The organism is Kitasatospora sp. NPDC001660, assembly GCF_053596725.1.
In genome coordinates this window covers 249264-267877 of sequence record NZ_JBSFGU010000001.1, presented here as the reverse complement: position 1 = coordinate 267877, position 18614 = coordinate 249264, and the positions used below count along the sequence as shown (strand labels likewise).

Here is an 18614-nt window from a genome sequence, read left to right as displayed (position 1 = left end):
CGCTGCGCCGGGAGAAACCGAGCGGAGGAGAGAACCGTGCGCAGCGGTTCAGCGGCGAGGAGCCGGTCACGAGCCCACGGCCGAATGCCGTCAGCCGCCGAAACGGATCGAGGCGATCTTCTTGTCGAAGCCGACCCTGGAGAGGTCGGGGACGCTGCTGGTCACCACGGCGGAGGTGCCGGTGCAGTCGGGGCCGGTCCAGACCTTGACCGGGCCGCCGTTGAGGTCCAGGGACAGCGCCTGGCCCCCACGGCTGACGTCCTTGCAGCCCGGGCCGGTCACGGACTCCGAGGCGTCCGGTTCGGTGAAGTTGAGCCGCCACCTCACTCGACGTTCCGTCAACCGGCCGGACGGCAACCGGGCGCGGGCGCTCGGTCGGGCCGCGTAGTCGTCCGCGGCCGAAAGCCGTGAACCTCGACCGCCTCGACGCCGTAAGGGTGGGCATGCGCCGGCCGGAAGTGGCCGACCGGCCGGATCGCCCATCAGGAACGCGGAGGCTGCACAGATGTCATCGGAAGTCCGTCGGACCAGCGGGGAAGAGGTGCCGCGCAGTCTGCCCGCGGTGACGCCGGAACGGGTACTGGCCGGCCTCGCTCTGGCCGTGCCCGTGGTCGTGCTGCTGTGGGTGCCCTCCTACAGCAAGTCGACACCGGCGCTCGACGGAGTGCCTTTCTTCTACTGGTACCAGCTCGCGTGGGTGCCGCTCTCGGCCCTGTTCACCTGCGCCGCTTACGTGCTGCTGAGCCGGGACGAGAAGCACCGCGCGGCCCTCCACGGCGGTGACGCCCGATGAAGCCCCTCGCCGACGGGGTGAACACCCCGGCGCTCACGGTCTTCCTGCTGCTGCTCGCCCTGGTGACGGTCATGGGGTTCCTGGCCGCCCGGTGGCGCCGCGCGGAGAACGCGCTCGACCTGCAGGAATGGGGGCTGGGCGGGCGCTCGTTCGGCACCTGGGTGACGTGGTTCCTGCTCGGCGGTGACGTCTACACCGCCTACACCTTCATCGCCGTGCCCGCGGCCGTGTACGCCACCGGGTCGGCCGGCTTCTACGCGGTGCCCTACGCCGCCGTGGTCTACCCGCTGGTGTTCCTCCTGCTGCCGCGGCTGTGGTCGGTGGCCCGCGTGCACGGCTACGTCACCCCGGCCGACTTCGTACGCGGGCGCTACGGCTCCCGGGCGCTGACCCTGGCCGTGGCGCTGACCGGCATCCTCGCCACCCTGCCCTACATCGCACTCCAACTCGTGGGCCTGGAAGCCGTGCTGGAGGTGCTGGGAATCGGCGGCGGATCGAGCGGCAACTGGTTCACGAAGGACCTGCCGCTGCTGCTGGCCTTCGCGGTGCTCGCCGCGTACACCTACTCCTCGGGCCTGCGTGCCCCGGCGCTGATCGCCTTCGTCAAGGACACCCTGGTCTATCTCGTCATCATCGTCGCAGTGGTCTACCTGCCGATGCGGCTGGGCGGCTACGGGCACATCTTCGACGCGGCCGCTGCCAAGTTCAGCGCCGTCAACCCCGCCACCCACCAGCCGGTCGGCTCGCTCGTTCCCGCACCGAAGGCCCAATGGGCTTACGCCACACTGGCGTTGGGATCGGCGCTGGGTCTGTTCATCTACCCGCACAGCGTCACCGGCGTGCTCGCTGCCAAGTCCCGCCGGACCGTTCGGCGCAACATGGCCCTGCTGCCCGCCTACTCGCTGATGCTCGGCCTGCTCGCGCTGCTCGGCTTCCTGGCCGTGGCCGCAGGCGTCGGCAAGGGGGAGAAGGGCTACAACGCCCAGCTGGCCATCCCCCAGCTGTTCGCCGCCCTCTTCCCCGGCTGGTTCACCGGCGTGGCCTTCGCGGCCATCGGCATCGGCGCACTCGTCCCGGCGGCCGTGATGTCCATCGGTGCGGCCAACCTCTTCACCCGCAACGTGTACAAGGAACTCCTCAAGCCGGACGCCACCCCGCAGCAGGAGACCCGGGTCGCCAAACTCGTCTCGCTGCTGGTCAAGTTCGGCGCGCTGGCGTTCGTGCTGGGCACGGACAAGCAGGTCGCGATCAACTTGCAGCTGCTGGGCGGCCTGTGGATCCTGCAGACCCTGCCGGCCGTCGCGGTGGGCCTGTTCACGCGCTGGTTCCACCGCTGGGCGCTGCTGGCCGGCTGGGCCGTGGGCATGGCCTACGGCACCTGGCAGGCCTACGGCATCGCCACCCCCGCCACCAGGCACTTCGGCGGCAGCACCGCGCTGATCCCGCTGATCGGCCAGACCGGTTACCTCGGCCTGACCGCCCTGGCTCTCAACCTTCTGGCCGCCGCCGTGCTCACTGTGCTGTTCCGGATCCTGCGCACTCCGCAGGGCACCGACGAGACCAGCCCGGAGGACTACCGGGCGGAAGCAGCGGACCCCGAGCCGACGCCGGCGCCCTCACCGGCACCGGCTGCGGCCGTCGCCGACTGACACCCTGCGGTCGGCCCGAGGGGGTGGCGCCCACAAGGCGCCGCCCCCTCATCCACGCGGTCCGGGCGCGACTGAACTTCCGTGCCCGGTCACCCGTAAGGCCGGTCGGCGACATCCGAAAGCGAAAGAGAGACCATGTCGGCGACACCGGCACAGCCCACCTCGCACACCGAGGAGTGCCCCCGTCACTCCGCCACGCACGCAGGAGCGCGGCGGGGCGGGGACGGGCCGCACCTCCTGCGGGATCCGCTCGGCTTCGTGGCCGCCCTCCGCTCCGGCGAGGAGATCGTCACGGTCCGCCTCGGGCCTCGGGAGGTACACCTCGTCACCTCGCCGGATCTGGTGGAGCAGGTGCTGGTCGACGAGGCGTCGAAGTTCGACGTCGGATGGCTCCCCGGGAGTCCGGGCCCGGCCCTCGGCCACGGGCCCGGCACCGCCCCGCCATCCGTCCGGGCAGCCCGCCGCCGGGTCGTCGAGCCGGCGTTCCACTGGTCCCGGCTCGATGACCACGCGCGGATCGCCGCCGACGCGGCGGCAGAGGTGGCCGGCTCCTGGACCGCAGGGTCCGCGCTGGACATCCCCCACGAGATGACCCGCCTCGCACTGGCCACCCTGGCCCGGTCCCTCGTCACGGGGCCGGCCGGGAACGACCTGGCCGAGGCCCTGGGCGACGTACTCCCGGCCGTGCTCGACGAGATCCCCGGGCTCGCCTGCTCCGAGCCTCGGCTCCGGTCGACGCCCGCCCCCGTCCGCGCCGTCCTCGCCGACGCGCTCGCCCACCGTCGAAACTCTCCCCAGGACCACACCGACGCCCTGACCCTGCTGCTCTCCTCCCAGGACGAGCACGGCCGCCCGGCCCTGACGGACGACGAGATCGGCGACGAGCTGATCGGCCTGGTCCTGGCCGGAACCGAGGCCCAGGCCGCCCTGCTGGCCTGGACGCTGCACCAGGTGGCGCGTCGGCCCGACATCGAGCAGCGGATCCTCGCCGAGATCGCCGAGGTCCTGGACGACAGGCCGCCCACCGCCGCCGACTTCAGCACGCTGATGTACACCAGGCAGGTCGTCGGCGAGGCACTCCGCTGCTACGCACGCCCGTTCCTGCTCCGCCGCGCGTCCCAACCGGTGCTGCTCGGCGATCGGCGGCTGGCACCCGGTGATGAGGTCCTGATCAGCCCGTACGCGCTGCACCGCGACCCCGGCCTGTTCCTCGAACCGGACCGGTTCGACCCGTACCGGTACAACGACCCCGCCGCTCGGCGCGCGCTGATCCCGTTCGGTTCCGACGACCACGGGTGCGTCGCCGCCGGGTCCGCATGGCAAGGGATGACCATCGCGCTGGCCACCCTCCTCTCCGGCTGGCAGTTCCGGCCGGTCTCGGACCAGCCGGTGCGGCCGCTGGTCGGCCGCGTCGTCCGGCCGGCCCGCCTCGTGCTGGCCGTCACCCCTCGCCGACTCCCCGCCCTGCCCCTGCGGCCACGGGTGCACGACCGCTGGTGACGGCGGGCGGGCGCGGCGGCTCCGAGTGCGGCCGCAGGTCCACCGTCGCGCCCGTCGTCCGGGTGGGATCAGAGCGGGGACTCCAGGGGGAGGCGGCGGATGTCGGGGAGGGCGGCGTCGAGTTCGCCGGGTTCGAAGCGGCACATGCCGACGGCGTGCCAGAACTCGCCGGCGAGGTCGCCCTCGTACTTGTAGCCGCCGGACGGGCTGAGTGCGGCCCAGCCGGTGGGTGTGGCGAGGAGGGTGGCGTGGAGCGCGGCGGGGGAGTCGGGGGCGGGCCCGGAGCCGGGGACGCTCCAGAGGCGGACGGTGCCGTCCTCCGCGCCGCTGGCCAGCAGCGAGCCGTCCGGGCTGAAGGCGAGGGCCAGGATGCGGCCGGTGTGGCCGGTCAGCCGGGCGGTCCCGTGGCCGGTGCTCGGGTCCCAGAGCCGGATCACGCGGTCGTCGCCGGCGGTCGCGAGGCAGCCGCCCCCGGGGTGGGCGGCGGCGGTCCACAGGCGGCCGGTGTGGCCGTGCAGGTGGTGCCGGGGCCGGCCGTCGACCCAGACCACGGCGTGGCCGTCCCAGGAGGCGCTGGCGAGCCAGGAGTCGTCCGGGGCGAAGACGACGGCGTAGACGCGGTCGGTGTGCCCCTCCAGGCTGCCGCGCAGCCGGCCGGTCGAGAGGTCCCAGAGCCGGATCCGGCTGTCGTCGCAGGCGGTGGCGAGCCGGCGGCCGTCCGCGCCGAACGCGATCGAGCGCACCCGGCCCCGGTGTTCGGCGAGGGTCGCGACGTGGGCACCGGTGGAGCGGTACCAGATCCGGACGGTGTCGTCGTCGTTGGCGGTGGCCAGCAGGGAGCCGTCCGGGCTGAACGCCTCGGCCCAGACGTGCTCGGTCTCGACGTCCAGCCGCCGCTGGTACTCGCCGGACGCGGCGTTCCACAGGTACATGTCCCCGTCGTTGCTGGCGGTGGCCAGGACCGGGCCGGACGGGCCGAACGCGGCCGAGACCAGGCGGTTGCTCCGGCCGGTGATCTCACGGAGCCGGCGGCCGGTGGTCGGCTCCCACAGGCGGACCGTCCCGTCGTTGCCGGCGGCCGCGAGCAGGTTGCCGCTCCCGTTGAAGGAGAGTGCGCCGATCCGGCGGCCGTGCCCGCGCAGCAGCCGGCGGCTCTGCCCGGTGGCCGCGTCCCAGAGCCGGACCGCCCCGTCGTTGCCGCCGGTGACCAGCAGGGTCCCGGAGTCGGATCCCTCGGGGCCGCCGTGCGGACGGAACTTGCAGGCCCAGACGGACCCGTGGTGCTCCTGCGGCTGCCGGCGCAGCGGGACGGCCGGCTCGCCCTCCCCGCCGGTGCCCCCGCCGGTGCCGAGACCGCTGGTGCCACCGCCGCCGAGTTGCCAGACCCGGACCGTCCCGGCGCTGTCCCCGGCCGCGAGCAGGGCTCCGGCGCCCGATCCGTCGGGCCCGGTGTGGAACGCCACCTGGTACACCGCGCCGGTGCAGCCGGTGAGCAGTCCGGCCGCCGTGTCGGTGTCGGTGTTCCAGAGCCGGACCTGCCCGGAGGTGTCACCACTGGCCAGCAGGGGCTCCTCGGGGTGGAAGGCCAGGGTGTAGACGCGGCCGGTGTGGCCGGTGAGGGTGCGGCGCAGGTGCCAGGTCGCGGTGTCCCACAGCCGGACCGTCCCGCCGGCGGTCGGGTACCGGCCGCCCACGGCCGGGCCCGGGTCGGCCGTCGGCGCCGGGCCGGCCGGTTCGCCGCCGTCGCCGGTCGCCAGCAGCGTGCCGTCCGGGCTGAACCGGGCGCGGTACACGGGGCCGTGGTGCCGGTCGAGTTCGGTGACGAGCCGGCCGGTGTCGGCCTCCCACAGCCGTACGGCGCCGGCGGCGTCGCCGGTGACGAGCAGCGAGCCGTCGGGGCTGTACACGGCGGTGTACACGGGGGCGGTGTGGCCGGGCAGCCGGTGCAGCGGGCGGCCGGAGACGGTGTCCCAGAGGGTCACCGTGCCCTCGGCGTCGCCGGTGGCGAGCAGCCGGCCGTCCGGGCGCAGCGAGACCGGCCACACGCCGTCGGCGTGCACGTCCAGGCGGTGGCGGCAGGCACCGGACACCGGGTCCCACAGGCGGACGGTGCCGTCGGCGCTGCCGGTGGCGAGGACACCCTCGGCGAACTTCACCGCGTACACCCGGCCGACGTGCTCCCTGAGCGTGCGCAGCGCGGTGCCGGTGATGGCGTCGCAGACCAGGACGGTGCCGTCGTCGCTGCCCACCGCGAGCAACTGGCCATCGGTGCTGAAGGCCACCGGCTCGGGCAGCCGGCTGGTCCGGGGGTCGAAGCCGTAGGGCACGCCGACCTCGGAGGGGCGGAAGCCGGCCTCCACGGGCAGCCCGGGCGCGACCGCCGCCGCCCGCAGCTCGGGTGTCGCGAGCAGGCCCGGATCGGTGCCGGCGCAGATCACGGCGGCGCGCTGCCAGTGGCCGCCGGCCAGCCGGGCTCCGCGCAGGTCGGTGCGGATCAGCCGGGCCCGGCGCAGGTCGGCGCCGGACAGGTCGGCGCCCGACAGGTTCGCCCCGGACAGTCTGGCGCCGACCAGCCGGGCGTCGCGGAGGACGGCACCGGAGAGGTCGGTGCCGACCAGGCGGGCGTCGGTGAGGTCGGCGTGGCTGAGGTCGACCCCGGAGAGGTCCCGGTGGGAGAGGTCCTCGCCGACCAGCAGGGCTCCGCGCAGGTCGGTCCGTGACGGCACCCGGAGGCGGGCCAGTATCCGCAGGGCGTTGGCGCGGGCGATCTCGTCGTGCTGGACCGGCCTGCGCGCGGACCTGCGGCGCCCGGCGGCCCGGGCCGGCTCCTCGGCGGGGGCGGCCAGGACCCGCTCCGCCCATTCCTGGCACACCCGGTGGTCGGCCAGGTCGCAGAGGAACTCCACCGCCAGCCGGCTGAACCTCGCCCGGCCGAGCAGCCCGCCGCCCGGGAGGTCGCCGCCCGGGGAGCCGGTCAGGGCGCCGTCCGGGGCGGCGGCCAGCCGGACCGCCGCTTCGCGGGCGACCAGCCACTCCATCACCGAGCTGTGGATGAACTGGAACATCCCGTCGTCGGTGCGCACCAGCAGACTGCCCGAGCCGACCGCGTGCGCGGTGTGCGCGGCAGGCTGCCGGCCGTCGGCGAGCGGGGCCAGGGTCGATGCCAGATCGGTGAGTTCGTCCAGCGGCAGGGTGTCGCGGCCGCTCTCCCAGAGCCGGACGGCCAGTTCGGTGACGGCCGCCCAGAGCTGGTCCAGGCTCAGCCCGGGCGCCGCGCCCGGGCCGCCCCGGCCGCGCCGTTCCTCGAACTCCAGCCAGGCGGTGAACACCTCCTGGTAGAGCCGGGCGGCGCTCAGTGCGCGCCCGGCGCTGGCCACCGAGCGGAGCCGGTTGTGCGCCAACTCGGCGACGAAGCTGAGCAGCCGGGGATTGCGGCACAGCGTCAGCAGGTCCGGGATGTCCTGGAGCAGCCGCAGCCGGCGGTCGGCTGCCGCCTCGTCGCCGTACCGGTTGACCAGGTAGCTGCGGATCTGGGCCGGGGTGAACTCCTGGATGTCGAGCAGCTCCCGCTGCGGGTGCAGGCGGACCCGCTCGCCCAGCGCGGTGAGCACCTGCTGTTGCGAACTGAAGTGCTGGGTCCGGCTGCTGACCACGATCTTGGCGCTGTCCACCGAGGCGTCCAGCAGTACCCGGAGGTGGTCGGCGGCCCGCTCGTAGCTGACGCGGTTCACCAACTCGTCGAAGCCGTCGAAGAGCAGGACGATCCGGCCCTGCCGGAGCATGTAGCGAAAGGCCCGCAGGTCGATGGTGTCGATGCCGTGGCCGGCCAGGTGGGCGGCGACCAGCTCGTCGAAGGAGTGCGCCCGGTCCAGCGCCTGCAGCTCGATGAACAGCGGTGTCAGCTGGGGGAGTTCGAGGGGGATCCGGCGGGCGAGTTCGCGCAGCGCGAAGGTCTTGCCGTGCCCGAAGTCGCCGAGCAGCAGGACGAACCTGCCCTGGTCGCCGTCGAGTTGGCGCAGCAGGTGGTCCACCAGCCCGTCGCCCTCGCCGGTGGCGGGGTGGTCGAGGCGGCGGTAGCGCTGCGGCAGGTACAGGCCCGGCGGGTACCGGTCGTCGGAGCGCATGCGTTCGCTCTGGGCGGCCACGTAGTCGTGCAGGTCCAGCAGCCCCTGGAACTCGACGAAGCTGCGCAGCCGCACCCCGCGCCGGCGGGCGTGGTCGCGCAGCGCGCGGCCCGGTGGCGCTCCCTCGTACACGAGCTCGGCGTCGCCCCCGGCGCCGGCCGGTGCCGCGGTCTCGGCGGCGTGCACCTGGGCGATGAACCCGTCGATGTCCTGCGCCTGCGGCGTGCCGAGGCAGACGGCCACCCGCTGCTGGCGCACGAAGTCGGCCTCGCGCCAGGTGACCAGGAGCTGGGGCAGCGGGCCGCCGACCGAGCGCAGCTGGGCGCCCTGGTGCCTCGTCCGGCACACCTCCGCGACCCGTTCGGTGAGCGCCTCCAGCGGGGAGGCGAGCTCCCGGGCCTCCCGGTCGGGCGGCCCGGCGGCCGGGAGCGGCTCGGCCGGGCCGGGCGCGGGGCCGAACGCGCGGTGGGAACGGTGCCAGGGGCGGTGGAGCCGGTCCTGGGCGCCGCCGTCGGGGCCGGGCCAGCGGGTGAGGCCGGAGCGGGTGAGCTGGAGCAGCTGGTGCGAGCCGGGCCCGGCGACCCGGGCGACGGTCAACTCGTCGGCCTGGAGGGGCAGCCCGGAGACGGCGGAGCGTCCGTCGGCCGGGCCGTGCAGCAGCAGGTGCAGCCGGGGTGCGGTCAGCCGGGTGAAGCGGTCCAGGTCGCGCAGCGCCCCGGGGTGTCGCCCTGATCCGGCGCCCGCGCCGATACCCGGGCTGATGCCCGCGCCGATGCCTGCGCCGGTGCCCGTCGGCCGGGGCGGAGCGGAGAGCGGGTGGCACAGCGCGCCGATCCGCAGCCAGCCCTCGGCCTCGTACGGCCGCAGCGCCTGGGCGAACCAGGCGGCCTGCTCCGGGCCGAGCCAGCCGTACTGGTCGTCGGGCCGGTGGCTGTACGCCAGGGAGGAGTTGAGGCCGGCGACCACCGTGCCGAGCTCCGGCACGGGGAACAGCGACCACGGCTGGTCGCTGTCGAACACGGTGTCCAGTCCCTGGTAGAACTCCTGGAACAACCGGGTGTAGTGCCGCCACTTGGGCCAGTACGGCGGGCGCGGCGGCTGCTCGTCCGCCTCGCAGGTGCTGAAGTAGGCGCGGGAGGCGGCGAGGTTGACGTCCTGGCCCCCCGGCACGATGGCGACCCGGTGCGGCTCCAGGCCGAGCAGGGTGCGCAGGCCCGTGAGGAAGGTCAGGGCCTGGTCGCACTCGCGGGGGCTGCCGGACGCGGTCAGGTCGCCGGTGACGACGAGCAGTTCGGGGGCCGGCGCGCCGCCGTCGGCGAGTGCGACCAGATCGCCCCAGATCGCCGCCTGGAGGTCGACCGGGTCCTGGCCGCGGCCGAACGCCGGGCCGGCCAGGTGCAGGACGGTGATGGACTCCCGGCCGGTCCGGTCCCGGGCGGCCGGCGGGTACTCGGGCCGGGCGGACGGGCGTCGCCGCCCGCTCCAGCCGGTCCGGCCGATCGGCCGGGCGAGCGGCGAGGGCGCCGGGGCGCCGTCCACGAGGTGCGTGCCGCCTGCCGCTGACGGGCGGCCGGCCGCCGGGGCTGCCGTCGCTGTCGTCGCCGATGGCTCGCCGGGGAAGCCGGGCCGCAGCCGCGGCCGGGCGTGGCCGTCCAGTGCCTGCTCGATCCGGGCGAGCAGCAGCCGGCGGGCCCGGTCCGGATCGGCGACCCCGACCAGGTCGACGTAGGTGATCATGGCGAGGAGGCCGTCGACCGACACGTCCTCGACCCGGACGGTGACCAGCCGCCGCTCCGGCGCGTCCGGATCGGCGCGGAGCGCGGCCTGCCACTCCAGCCGTCCGTAGCGCGAGCGTTCGTAGTGGCGGGACAACAAGGCGATCACCGCGGCGGACTCGGTGACACCGCGGTCCATGAACTCGACGAAGTTGGTGCCCGGCACGAAGTCCCAGGCCTGGAGGAAGGTCCGGTAGCCGGCCTCCTCCAGGGTCCAGGCGATCCATGCCGCCCACCGCTCGTCGGCCGGCGAGTAACTGATGAAGAAGTCCAGCGGCCCGGACGATTCCCCGCTGTCGGCGTCAAGCGCTCCCATGCGCCAACTTTATGACAGTTCATCAGCAGTTGGGGAGTGTGCGGAAGGGTTCACCGGCCGCCGCGGCCGGCCCGGCCGTCTCTCGCGGCCGTCTGTCCCGGCTCACTTCCGCGTGCGATGCTTCTGCCCGTGTTGTTCCTGAGGCGTCTGGAAGTGCTGGACCGGGTGGCGGTGGGGCTGCTCGCGGCCGGGCTGCTGTGCGTGGCGAGCGGGTTGCTGCCGACCGCGTCCGCCGGGGCCGCGATGACCCGCATCGGGCCACTGCTGGCCTTCCTCGCCAGCGTCATCGTCCTGGCCGAACTCACCAGCGCCGCCGAGGTGTTCGACGCGGTCGCGACCGCCGTGGCCCGGGCCGGACGGGGCAGCTACGCCGCGCTGTTCGTGCTGTGCGTGGCCTTCGCCTCGCTCACCACGGTGACACTCAACCTCGACACGACGGCCGTCCTGCTGACGCCCGTGATGCTGGCGCTGGCCGGACGGGTGGGGATCGCCCCCGTCCCGCTGGCGATGACCACGGTCTGGCTGGCGAACACCTCCAGCCTGCTGCTTCCGGTCTCCAACCTGACCAACCTGCTGGCGGCGGACCGGGTCGCCCTCACCCCGGCCGGCATGGCCCGCGCGATGTGGGCGCCCCAACTGGCCGCCGTAGTGCTGACCATGGCCTGCCTGTGGCTGTTCTACTGGCGGCGCGGCCGGCGCGGGGCGCTCGACTACCAGCCCCCGCAGCGGCACCGGCCGGCGGACCCGGTGCTGTTCCGGATCTGCGCCGCGTGCTGCGCCGTCTTCCTGCTCGCCGTTATGCTGGCCGACCTGCCGCTGTGGCTGGCCTCCGCCACCACCGCGGCCGTCGCGGTGGTGGCGTTCGCCCTGCGCCGGCCGACGGAGCTGCGCCTCTCCCTGGTGCCGTGGCGGCTGCTCGTCCTGGTGCCGGGCATGTTCCTGGTGGTCCAGACGGTGGACGCGCACGGGCTGCACCACCTGCTGGCCACGGCGGTCGGCACGGACGGCGGCGCGTCCGGGCTTTTCCGGGCCTCGCTGGCCGGCGCGGGCCTGTCCAACGTGCTGAACAACCTGCCGGTCTACCTGGCCGGCGAGGCCGTGGTGCCGGTCGGCAACCACGCGCAGCTGCTGGCCCTGCTCGTGGGCACCAACGCCGGGCCGGTGATACTGCCCTGGGCCTCGCTCGCCACGCTGATCTGGTACGAGCGGTGCCGCGCCTTCGGCGTCCGGGTGCCGGTCCGGCGGGTGACGGCGACGGGCGCGGTGCTGGCCGTCGCCGCGGTGCTGGCCGCCACGACGGCGTTGGCCGTCACCGCGTGAGCCGCGCGCGTGCCACCAGGTCGAGCAGGTGCCCGATGGCCTCGGGCGGGCCGGCGACGAAGCTGCGATCGGTGTCCGGCTGTCCGATCCGGTGGCTGAACTCGCCGCCGTCCAGGCGCCGGACCTCCAGTCCCGCCTCGGCGGCGAGCAGGCTCCCGGCCGGGAGGTCGATCTCCTCCGGCCGGTAGCCGACGAAACCGTCGATGTCCCCGCGCACCAGCATCGACCAGGTGAGCAGGGGGGCCCACAGCTGGAGCAGCCGGCGCGATCCGGCCTCCAGCGCCGTCCTGAGCCCGCACGCGGTCGGGTCGTCCCGGGCGACACCGTGCCCCTGGGTCCAGGCCAGCACCGGCCCGGCCGGCGGCAGCCTGCGGGCCGGGCCGGCGATCCGCCCGTGCGGACCGTACGCGCCGCAGCCGCGTAGCGCCCGCCAGGTCCGCCCGGTCACCGGATCGTGCACCACCCCGACCACCGGCTGCTCCTCGACGCACAGCGCGACGCCCACCACGTAGGCGGCCAGACCGATCACCACGTTGTTGCTGCCGTCGAGCGGATCGACCAGCCAGGTCCGGTCCGGCCGGTCGCCGTCCAGCAGGCCCGCCTCCTCGGTGAGGATGCGGTCCCGCGGAAAGCTCTCCCGGATCCGGGCCACCACCAGCCCCTCGGCCAGGAGGTCGAGGTCGGTGACCACGTCGCCCCGGTCGCCCTTGGGACGGACCGCGTGCTCCTGCTGGAAGCGCGAGCGCAGCAGCGCACCGGCCCGCTCCGCCGCGTCCACCGCGATCCGGCACTCGGCGGCGAACCCTGCCGCCGACTCCGGGCCTCCCGCCGGCGTCCCGGCCTCACCCCCGCTCACGGATCCTCCTGGCGCAGGACCGGGCGAGCCCGGCGGTCCGGACAGGGTCGCACGCCCGGCGCAACGTCCGCCGCGCCGGGGCGTGCACCGGACCGAGCATCAGGTCCCGGCCGTCCGGCACCGTCCGGGCGAGGACCAAGGTGGCCGCCGGACCGCCGTCCGGTACGACCGTCGTGTGGAACGTCCCGGCGGCCAGCGTGTACGTGTCGCCCCGGGCGCCCGTGTGCCGGGCCTCGACCCCGCAGCGCACCAGCCGTGCCGTCGGCCGGAGCTGGTCCACTCCCGAGGCGTCGCTCTCCACGACGAACAGCCGGTGCGTCGGCCGGTCCGGTGCGTCGGAGACCCGCATCCGGGTGTTGCCGATCCGCCCGTACAGCACGCTGCTGGTCAACTGCCAGCTGTGGCAGTGCACCAGCGACTCGCGCAGCCCGCCGGGCTCGAAGACGTGCACGCACACTCCGAGCTCGCCCTGGCGCAGCACCGGCAGACAGAAGAAGCCGAGCGGGTGCGAGACCGCGTTCAACGGCCGCTCGCCGGAGGCGATTTCCTCCAGCTCCCGGATCACCAGCGCGGGCAGCCCTGGCTCGGCCGAGGTGCGGCCGACCAGCTGCTCCAGCACGGCGAAGTCCATCCGTGTCACCTCCGGTACGGGTTCTCCGTTCGTAGCGCCTTGTCGACGATCTCGCCGACGTCCCGGTCCGTCAGGTCGGCGGGCAGGGGCAGTCCCAGCCCGTCGAACAGCCGGCGCACCTCCTCGACGGTGGGTTCGTCGCCGAGCGGCTCCGCGTCGCGGAGGTCGAGCTTGACGGCCTGCTCGCGGTAGTGGTGGAGATCGGTGACGTAGTAGTCGTACAGCGGCCGGCCCTTCTCGACGTACAGGCTCACCCGGCTGGGGTCGTCCTGGGTGACGATCGCGCAGGACGCCGAGAGGTCGTAGCGCAGGGTCGGGACCACCGAGGAGAGGTGGACGTCGATCTCCAGGGTGTCCAGCCGCTGGCGGTACCAGCAGGCGGCGAGCACGGTGGCGAAGGACTCCTTGCGGGTGCGGCCGGTGGTCCACGGGTCGCCGTCCGACGGGCGCCCGAAGGCCTGCCGGAACCGCGCGTACGCCCGGCAGGCCCGTTCGTCGCCCGGGTGCACGATGTCGATCTTGACCGTCAGCGAACGGCGCAGGCGCTGCGCCTCGCGGACGCACTCCGGCAGGGTGACCGCCCGCAGGTACGTCCCGGTGCCGCCCTTGAACACCCACCGGTCGGTGTCCTGCCGGGCCTGGGCCAGGGCCTGCTCGACCTCGGAGCCGGCGAGCTCCCGGATCGCGGTCATGCCCTCGAGTGCCCGCCTGGTCCCGGCCATCGCCTCCCGGATGTCCGCCGCCCGCCGCTTGCGGTCCGCCAGCGTCCCGTACACCAACGCGGCCAGCACCAGCAGGGTCGCGCCCGATCCGACCCGCTCCGCAACCGTGTCGCCGAGCATGTCGAGCAGACCGACCACCGTGGCGCCGGTGAACGCCACGACCCCGTCCGAGTTCCTGATCGCCCAGGCCAGCGCACGCTCAAGCCGCCGCCCCGGCTCCGCCGACATCCCGGCCATGGCCCCCTCCTGCCCGCTCTCATGGTAGGGGCCGGGACACGTCAACCACCATAGTGCAAAAGCGATTTGACGCCGCTGCTGCGCCCCCGACCTCACCCACCTCGTCCGTCCGGCCTTCGCCGAGGACGGAAAGACGGCGCCCGGCGCCGAGGTCGGCCTCCCCGGCGGAGGCGGTGCGCCGCACCTGGTCCTCGACATCAGCCGCCTGAAGGAAGACACCGGCTACCAGCCCGAGTACGACACCGAACGAGCCGCCTCCGACTACATCGCCTGGCTGCGCGCGGGCAACGACACGTCAACTTGACCCGGCCCTGATGGGGCCGGGTTTGTGGGTAGGGCGCGGCTGGGTGCCGCGTGGCCTCCCACGTCTGAGCCACCTAGGTTGCGGTGGCTGGGACGCGTGACTCACGCCCCGCTGTCCACACGGTCTCGCCCTTGCGGACGATGTTGTGGGAAGCGTTGTCGTCCGCGTGCATGACGGTCCCGCAGGACCGGCAGGCGAACGTCGCCTGGTCGACGCGGTTCTTCCGGTCGATGTGGTGGCACTGGGAGCATTCCTGGCTGGTGTACGCCGGGTTCACGTACACCAGTGGCACTCCGGCGCGCTTGGTAGGTGTGCCTGCGCAGCTCGTACTCACGCGGTACCCCGCGCTCGAATGCCACCACCGACACCCAGTTCGCCGACTCGTTGACCATGCGCAGGGTCATCCGGAGCGCGGCGGCCTGATCGGCCTCCGGCACCAGCTTCACCTGCACCACGACCTTCACGAGCTCAACCCTAGGTCTGTGTCCGGACGTTGGGAGCCAAATCCCGATATCCACAATTGTCGAACTATTATTCGCGTGCTGCATGCGCATGTGGTCTTCACGCCCGAGTACCGGCGCGGACCGTTCACCGACGAGATCCTTCGGCGCTGCGAAGAGATCGTGCGCGCCGTCTGCGCCGACTTCGAAACCGGGCTGGTCGAGTTCAACGGCGATAAGCACCGCATCCATCTGCTCGTGCACTACCCGCCGAAGGTCGCCCTGTCCCGGCTGGTCGGCTCACAAAGGCGCCTCAAGGGCCGCGGTGCTGCTGGGAGTCGGATTCGCCCTCGCCGCCGTCGCCTTGTGCCTCGTCATGCGCTGGAAGGTCCGCTCCGGGGCGGGCCCAGTCCCGGCGGTGCTTCGCGGCGGGCACGCGAGGTTCGTGCCGCGCCGGTCTGCCGCGGTCGCGCCGGGCGTGGCCCGTCAGCTGTCGGCGGCGCGGGCCAGCCATTCGCCGAGGAGAGCGCGCTCGGCGTCCGTGAGCTTCGGCAGCGTGGGTGCGACGGTGCGGAAGGCGATGGCGGCGGCGGTCGCGGGGTTGCCGGTCATCGTCGGCGCGTCGACGAGGATCGACCGCATCACGGACTCGTACATGGCGTCCGCCAGATCGAGGTCGCTGACCTGCGTCTGCAGCCGCCTGCTGATTGCTTCAGGCCTGCTCCGGCGGGGAGTCGGGCTCCGCGGGGGCGATCGGGAGGCGGACCTGGAAGCGGGTGTCGCCAGGCGCGGACACCAGGCGCAGGTCGCCGCCGTGCCGGTTGACGACGATGCGCCACGAGACATCCAGGCCCAGGCCGGTGCCCTCGCCGACGGGCTTGGTGGTGAAGAACGGGTCGAAGACCCGGCTCTGCACGTCGGCGGGCACGCCGGGGCCGGTGTCGCGGAACTCGACCAGCACCCGGTCCCCGTCCCGCGCGGTCCGGACGGTGAGGGTGCCCTCGCCGGGGCCGGTGCTGCGCATGGACCAGACGGCGTTGTCGATCAGGTTCGTCCAGACCTGGTTCAGCTCGGCGGGGTAGCCGGGGACGCGCGGCAGCGTGCGGTCGTAGTCGCACACGACCGTGATGTCCGGGCCGATCTTCGCTGCGAGCAGCAGCAGAGTGCTGTCCAGCAGTTCGTGGACGTCGACGTTCTGGTACGGGGCCCGGTCCAGCTGCGTGTACTGCTTCGCGGCCCCGACGAGCGCGGAGACCCGGTGGGTCGCGTCCTCGATCTCGCCCAGCAGCAGTTCGGACTCGACTGTGCAGGTCAGCCAGTTCAGCGCGCTGCTGAGCATCTCCGCGGGCAGCGCACCCACGATCCGGTCCAGCCAGGCGGTGCCCAGACCCGCCTGGACGAGGACCGACGCGAGCTCCCAGCCGTCGGCGACGTCGTGCTCCTCCAGCCAGTCACCGACCGCATCCTCCTGGTCGGCGGCCTGCAACGGGCTGAGCTTCGGGGTCTGCCCCATCCGGTCGACGGTCAGGTCCTGGAGGTCGCTCAGGTGCGCCAGGTCCTCGCCCCGGTGCGGCCCGGCCGCGAGTGCGGCGAACTCGCGGCGTGCCCGGGCGATGCGCTCCCGCAGCGCCGAGGCGGCGCGCACAGCGGCGGCCGCGGGGTTGTTGAGCTCGTGGGTGAGCCCGGCCGTCACCGTCCCGAGGGCCAGCAGCCGCTCCCGCTGCCCGACCGCCTCCTGGGTGTTCTTGAATCCGAAGAACAGCCCCTCCAACAGGTGGACGGCCATCGGGAACCAGTCGCGCATGATCTGCGCGAAGGCTTCCGCGGGCAGGACGAAGAAGCGGGACCGCTCGGTGACCCGCAGCGAGTTGTTGTACACCTGCGGCACCTGGTCGCCCAGGTACGCCTGGAAGGCCCCGGCGTACACCCCGGGCGCGGAGGTGCGGCTGATGTCCACCTCCTGGCCGCCGACGCGGCGCGAGAGCACCACGGTGCCGTGGAACAGCACGTAGAGGTTCACGGCCGGATCGCCCTCCCGGTACACGGGGCCGGGGTCGAACCACTCCACATGTCCGTCCCGGCAGAGCTGGGCGAGCTGCTCGGCCGTCAGCCTCTCGAACAGGAACAGCCTCCGCAGCTCCTGCTCGTCGCAGCTCGCCGGGCGGGCGGTCACGACTGCTCCAGGTACCGGTGTGCGAGCATGACGGCCATGGCGCCTTCGCCGACCGCGGAGGCGACCCGTTTGGCGGACTCCGCGCGGACGTCTCCGGCCGCGAACACTCCCGGCACGCTGGTCTCCAGGTGGTAGGGAGGCCGGTCCAGCGGCCAGCCCGCCGGAGGGCGCCCGTCGGCGCTCAGATCGGGGCCGGTCAGCACGAAGCCGCGGGGGTCCCTGAGCACCGTGCCGGCCAGCCAGTCGGTCAGCGGCTCGGCACCGATGAAGACGTACATCCACTGTGCGTCGACGGTCTCGGACCGCCCGGTCACCCGGTTTCGCAGGGTCAGCGCTTCCAGGTGCTCCCTGCCGTGGGCCGCCTCGACGGCCGTGTCCGTGCGCACGGACACGGCGGGGGTGTCCTCGACCCGCTGGAGCAGGTAGAAGGACATCGAGGCGGCCAGCTCCGGTGCCCGCACCAGCAGGGTGACCTTCCGGGCATGGCGGGCGAGGAACATCGCGGCCTGGCCGGCGGAGTTCGCCCCGCCCACGATGAACACCTCCTGCCCCTGGCAGGCGGCCGCCTCGGTCAGCGCCGAGCCGTAGTAGACCCCGCGCCCGGTCAGCTCGGCGACTCCCGGCACGTCCAGCTGCCGGTACGACACGCCCGTCGCCAGGATCACGGCCTGGGCCGAGACGGAGGAGCCGTCGGCGAAGCGCAGCGTGCGGGCGGCCCCGTTCACCTCCAACCCGGTCACCTTGCACGCCGTGAGCAGCTCAGCGCCGAACTTCGTGGCCTGGCGGCGCGCCCGATCGGTGAGCTGCGCGCCGGAGACCCCGTCGGGGAAGCCCAGGTAGTTCTCGATCCGCGAGCTCTGGCCCGCCTGGCCCCCGGTCGCCTCACGCTCCACCAGGACGGTGCGCAGGCCCTCCGAGGCTCCGTAGACGGCCGCGCCGAGTCCGGCGGGTCCGCCGCCGACGATGACCAGGTCGTAGAAGTCCGCCGCCGGGGTGGTCGACAGCCCGACGTGGGCGGCCAGGTCCCGTTCGTCGGGCTCCACGAGCACCGCGCCGTCGGGGGGCACCACGAGCGGCAGCCGCCGCGCGTCCAGCCCTGCGGCGGCCAGCAGGCGCGTGCCCTCCGGCTCCTCGCTGGAGTACCACCGGTACGGCACCTGGTTGCGGGCCAGGAACTCCCGGATCTGCGAGGAGCGGGCCGACCAGCGGTGGCCGACGACCTTCGTGGTGTCCACGGCCCGGCCCCCGGTGGCCCGCCACGACTCCAGCAGGTCGTCCACCACCGGGTACAACTTCTCCTCGGGCGGCTCCCACGGCTTGAGCAGGTAGTGGTCGAGGTCGACGACGTTGATCGCGTCGATCGCGGCGTTGGTGTCGGCGTAGGCGGTGAGCAGCACCCGCCTGGCTCCCGGGTACAGATCGAGTGCCTCTTCGAGGAACTCGATGCCGTTCATCTGCGGCATCCGGTAGTCCGCCAGGATCACCGCCACCGGCGTGCCCCGCAGCTTCAGCTCGCGCAGCGCCTCCAGCGCCGACGCGCCGGACTCGGCGCGGACCACCCGGTAGTCGCTCCCGTAGCGACGGCGCAGGTCCCGGGCAACCGCACGGGACACCGCGGGATCGTCGTCCACGGTCATCATCACGGTCCGCACCGCCTCGGTGACCTCTGCCATGGCCCACCACCCAGGACTGTTGCCGGCTCCAGGGAACGACCCCTTCCAGTGTGCTCGCCGACCCGTGGCCCGGCCCACCGTCGTAACCGGCTCTGCTCCGT

General features: G+C 73.7%; 13 protein-coding genes and 1 pseudogene. 5 read left to right on the top strand and 9 right to left on the bottom strand.

All coding sequences use genetic code 11. From position 1 onward, the window contains the following. Positions 1-90: 90 nt before the first annotated feature. On the bottom strand, positions 91-327 hold the full coding sequence (locus ACWCXH_RS01105; protein WP_449799195.1) for a hypothetical protein: 237 nt from the start codon (positions 325-327) through the stop codon (positions 91-93). Between the two features lie 178 nt (positions 328-505). Between ACWCXH_RS01105 and ACWCXH_RS01100 the strand changes: the two genes are divergently transcribed. The 3 genes from ACWCXH_RS01100 (at position 506) to ACWCXH_RS01090 (ending at position 3942) form a co-directional block, all read left to right on the top strand. Continuing rightward, complete coding sequence (locus ACWCXH_RS01100; protein WP_449799194.1) at positions 506-793, top strand: DUF3311 domain-containing protein; 288 nt, start codon at positions 506-508, stop codon at positions 791-793. Then, the gene (gene mctP, locus ACWCXH_RS01095) at positions 790-2442 is read left to right on the top strand and encodes a monocarboxylate uptake permease MctP (protein WP_449799193.1); all 1653 of its coding nucleotides are present in this window, start codon (positions 790-792) and stop codon (positions 2440-2442) included. Before ACWCXH_RS01100 ends, mctP begins: the two co-directional genes overlap by 4 nt. A gap of 135 nt (positions 2443-2577) precedes the next feature. After that, complete coding sequence (locus ACWCXH_RS01090) at positions 2578-3942, top strand: cytochrome P450 (protein ID WP_449799192.1); 1365 nt, start codon at positions 2578-2580, stop codon at positions 3940-3942. Positions 3943-4010: 68 nt separating this feature from the next. Here ACWCXH_RS01090 and ACWCXH_RS01085 read toward each other — a convergent pair whose 3' ends face one another. Then, positions 4011-10157 carry a WD40 domain-containing protein gene (locus ACWCXH_RS01085; RefSeq protein WP_449799191.1) on the bottom strand — a complete coding sequence of 2049 codons (6147 nt, stop codon included), beginning with the start codon at positions 10155-10157 and terminating at the stop codon, positions 4011-4013. Positions 10158-10286: 129 nt separating this feature from the next. Between ACWCXH_RS01085 and ACWCXH_RS01080 the strand changes: the two genes are divergently transcribed. Next, a complete protein-coding gene (locus tag ACWCXH_RS01080) occupies positions 10287-11477 on the top strand; it encodes an SLC13 family permease (protein ID WP_449799190.1) in 1191 nt (396 codons plus the stop codon). Here the strand turns inward: ACWCXH_RS01080 and ACWCXH_RS01075 are convergent. The 4 genes from ACWCXH_RS01075 to ACWCXH_RS01060 form a co-directional block, all read right to left on the bottom strand. Next, on the bottom strand, positions 11467-12333 hold the full coding sequence (locus ACWCXH_RS01075) for an inositol monophosphatase family protein (protein ID WP_449799189.1): 867 nt from the start codon (positions 12331-12333) through the stop codon (positions 11467-11469). The two genes, ACWCXH_RS01080 and ACWCXH_RS01075, sit on opposite strands and share 11 nt — an antisense overlap. Continuing rightward, positions 12320-12964, bottom strand: a complete 645-nt coding sequence (locus tag ACWCXH_RS01070) for a hypothetical protein (RefSeq protein WP_449799188.1) — start codon at positions 12962-12964, stop codon at positions 12320-12322. The genes ACWCXH_RS01075 and ACWCXH_RS01070 overlap by 14 nt, the downstream gene beginning before the upstream one ends. 5 nt (positions 12965-12969) lie before the next feature. After that, positions 12970-13923 (bottom strand): hypothetical protein, encoded by a 954-nt coding sequence (locus ACWCXH_RS01065; RefSeq protein WP_449799187.1) that lies wholly within the window; start codon positions 13921-13923, stop codon positions 12970-12972. 377 nt (positions 13924-14300) lie between these two features. After that, a complete protein-coding gene (locus ACWCXH_RS01060) occupies positions 14301-14504 on the bottom strand; it encodes a zinc ribbon domain-containing protein (protein WP_449799356.1) in 204 nt (67 codons plus the stop codon). On the opposite strand from ACWCXH_RS01060, the pseudogene ACWCXH_RS01055 reads away from it, so the two are divergent. Continuing rightward, positions 14458-14931, top strand: a pseudogene (locus ACWCXH_RS01055) (transposase); the annotation flags it as partial. The gene ACWCXH_RS01060 and the pseudogene ACWCXH_RS01055 overlap by 47 nt on opposite strands. Before the next feature lie 222 nt (positions 14932-15153). On the opposite strand, the gene ACWCXH_RS01050 reads toward ACWCXH_RS01055, so the two are convergent. From ACWCXH_RS01050 to ACWCXH_RS01040, 3 genes are read right to left on the bottom strand one after another with little or no spacing between them, the layout of a single operon-like run. Next, positions 15154-15324, bottom strand: coding sequence for a hypothetical protein (locus tag ACWCXH_RS01050; RefSeq protein WP_449799368.1), 171 nt, complete (start codon positions 15322-15324; stop codon positions 15154-15156). 55 nt (positions 15325-15379) lie between these two features. Next, positions 15380-16840: an ATP-binding protein gene (locus ACWCXH_RS01045; RefSeq protein WP_449799186.1), complete on the bottom strand. Its 1461-nt coding sequence runs from the start codon at positions 16838-16840 to the stop codon at positions 15380-15382. Then, positions 16837-18513 (bottom strand): FAD-dependent oxidoreductase, encoded by a 1677-nt coding sequence (locus ACWCXH_RS01040; RefSeq protein ID WP_449799185.1) that lies wholly within the window; start codon positions 18511-18513, stop codon positions 16837-16839. Before ACWCXH_RS01040 ends, ACWCXH_RS01045 begins: the two co-directional genes overlap by 4 nt. Positions 18514-18614 lie beyond the last annotated feature (101 nt).

Excerpts from the sequence above, each read along its gene's own strand:
- ACWCXH_RS01100 (WP_449799194.1), top strand. The coding sequence starts at position 506 with ATGTCATCGGAAGTCCGTCGGACCAGCGGGGAAGAGGTGCCGCGCAGT.
- mctP (WP_449799193.1), top strand. The coding sequence starts at position 790 with ATGAAGCCCCTCGCCGACGGGGTGAACACCCCGGCGCTCACGGTCTTC.
- ACWCXH_RS01090 (WP_449799192.1), top strand. The coding sequence starts at position 2,578 with ATGTCGGCGACACCGGCACAGCCCACCTCGCACACCGAGGAGTGCCCC.
- ACWCXH_RS01085 (WP_449799191.1), bottom strand. The coding sequence starts at position 10,157 with ATGGGAGCGCTTGACGCCGACAGCGGGGAATCGTCCGGGCCGCTGGAC.
- ACWCXH_RS01070 (WP_449799188.1), bottom strand. The coding sequence starts at position 12,964 with ATGGACTTCGCCGTGCTGGAGCAGCTGGTCGGCCGCACCTCGGCCGAG.
- ACWCXH_RS01065 (WP_449799187.1), bottom strand. The coding sequence starts at position 13,923 with ATGGCCGGGATGTCGGCGGAGCCGGGGCGGCGGCTTGAGCGTGCGCTG.
- ACWCXH_RS01050 (WP_449799368.1), bottom strand. The coding sequence starts at position 15,324 with ATGTACGAGTCCGTGATGCGGTCGATCCTCGTCGACGCGCCGACGATG.
- ACWCXH_RS01040 (WP_449799185.1), bottom strand. The coding sequence starts at position 18,513 with ATGGCAGAGGTCACCGAGGCGGTGCGGACCGTGATGATGACCGTGGAC.